Origin of the sequence: Roseomonas rosulenta, from assembly GCF_016106005.1 — a bacterium.
Lineage (GTDB): Bacteria > Pseudomonadota > Alphaproteobacteria > Acetobacterales > Acetobacteraceae > Neoroseomonas > Neoroseomonas rosulenta.
Genome location: NZ_JACADR010000479.1, coordinates 1 through 1,874 on the forward strand (window position 1 = coordinate 1; position 1,874 = coordinate 1,874).

Here is a 1,874-nt window from a genome sequence, read left to right on the forward strand (position 1 = left end):
GGAAGCCGAGCGCCAGGCGATCGCCGAGGCCGCCCGCCAGGCCGAGCTGGCCCGCGAAGCGGCAGAGCAGGCGAAGCGCGAGGCCGAGGCCGCGCGCGAGGCTGCGGCCGCCGCGATGGAGGCCGAGGAACGCGCCGCCCTTCTCGATGCCGAGAAGAAGGCCCGCGCCCTCGCGCTCGCCGCCGAGCAGAAGGCGCTGCGCGACGCCCGCTACGCCGCCCGCAAGGCCCGGCGCAAGTAACAGCCCGATCGGGCGCGCGCCGGGCGCGACCGCCCGGCGCCGCCCATGCCGTTCGCGGAAGGGGCCATCCGCCATCACGCCCGCGGCCGTGCCCAAAGGCGCAGGCCGCGCCACAGGAGCCCGACCATGGCACATCCCGACACCGCCGAAGCCGCGGCCGCGAAGCCGGCCACGAGCATCGAGGACGACATCGCCTACCTGGCGAAGCGCCACCGCGTCTCGCCCGCCATCGTGCGCGAGATCATCCGCCGCTCCGGTGCCACCGAGCGGTCGTCGATCGAGCGCGAGATCGCGAAGGGCAAGGCGCGCCGCTGACGCGAAGGGCGGGGCCGCCATCGGCACGCCGCGCGTCGCCCCCTGCCCGGCATGCACGTCTCCGGCAGGCACGCCTCGCGGCGTGACGCCACCCATGGCATCCTCCGCGCCATACGGAGGAACCCGATGGCCGAGACCAACCTGCAGATCCTGCTGAAGCGCCGCCCCGTGGGCGCGCCCGTCCCCGAGGATTTCGACATCGTCGAGACCGCCATGCCCGAGCCCGGCGAAGGCCAGGTGCTGGTGCGCGCGCGCTTCCTCTCGCTCGACCCCTACATGCGCGGGCGCATGGCCGACGTGAAATCCTACGCCAAGCCGGTGGCGCTCGGCGCGGTGATGGAAGGCCAGACCGCCGGCGAGGTGGTGGCCTCCCGCCATCCCGGGTTCGCGCCGGGGGACATCGTGCTCGGTGGCTATGGCTGGCAGCGCTTCTCGGTCGTGGGGCCGGAGCGGCTGTTCAAGGTGCCGGCTGCCGATCCGCCGCTGTCCACAAGCCTCGGCGTGCTCGGCATGCCCGGGCTGACCGCCTGGACGGGTCTCGAGGATATCGGCCAGCCCAAGGCCGGCGAGACGGTGGTGGTCTCGGCCGCCTCCGGCGCGGTCGGCCAGGTTGTCGGGCAGATCGCCAAGATCCGCGGCTGCAAGGTGGTGGGCGTCGCGGGCGGTGCGCGGAAGTGCGACTTCGTGGTGAAGGAGCTCGGCTTCGACGCCTGCCTCGACCACCATGGCGACCTCGACGCGCAGCTCGACGCCGCGGCGCCCGAGGGCATCGACGTCTATTGGGAGAATGTCGGCGGCAAGACCCAGGCCGCGGTCTTCCCGCGCCTGCGCGACTTCGGCCGCATGGTGATGTGCGGCATGATCGCGCAGTACAACGAGGCCCCCGGCGCCGATGCCGCCGGCGCCCCGCCGGGGCCCAACCTCGGGCCGGTGGTGCGCAAGCGGCTGCGCATCCAGGGCTTCATCGTCTCCGACACCGGCTGGTCGCGCTACGCCACCTTCCGCGCCGAGATGGAGGGCTGGATCCGCGCCGGCCGCCTGCGCTGGCGCGAGGATGTGGTGGACGGCCTGGCGAACGCCCCGCGCGCCTTCATCGGCCTGCTGAAAGGCGAGAATTTCGGCAAGCTGGTGGTCCGGGTAGACTGACGGCCCCGCCGCGCCCCGCCTGCCAACCATGGACCAGCGTCCGGCCCGCCTCGATGCGGCGCCCATGGCCGCCGCACCCGCCCCGGGGCGCGCACGGCGCGGGCTCGCAGCGCTGGTGGCGGCGGCGCTGCTGGTCCCGGCCGCGATCTTCGGCGCCGGCGCCTGGGTCGCC

Annotated in this window: 3 protein-coding genes; all 3 read left to right on the forward strand. The window is 74.4% G+C overall.

Annotation, left to right across the window (positions count from 1 at the left end; translation table 11 throughout):
• Positions 1-241 (forward strand): DUF6481 family protein (locus HW578_RS26040; RefSeq protein ID WP_198373613.1); only part of this gene is annotated, 241 nt, incomplete at its 5' end.
• Positions 242-367: 126 nt separating this feature from the next.
• Positions 368-556, forward strand: coding sequence for a hypothetical protein (locus HW578_RS26045; RefSeq protein ID WP_198373614.1), 189 nt, complete (start codon positions 368-370; stop codon positions 554-556).
• Between the two features lie 126 nt (positions 557-682).
• Positions 683-1,702 (forward strand): NADP-dependent oxidoreductase, encoded by a 1,020-nt coding sequence (locus HW578_RS26050; RefSeq protein WP_198373615.1) that lies wholly within the window; start codon positions 683-685, stop codon positions 1,700-1,702.
• Positions 1,703-1,874 lie beyond the last annotated feature (172 nt).

Coding starts and splice junctions, on each gene's coding strand:
- HW578_RS26050 (WP_198373615.1), top strand. CDS start 683: ATGGCCGAGACCAACCTGCAGATCCTGCTGAAGCGCCGCCCCGTGGGC.
- HW578_RS26045 (WP_198373614.1), top strand. CDS start 368: ATGGCACATCCCGACACCGCCGAAGCCGCGGCCGCGAAGCCGGCCACG.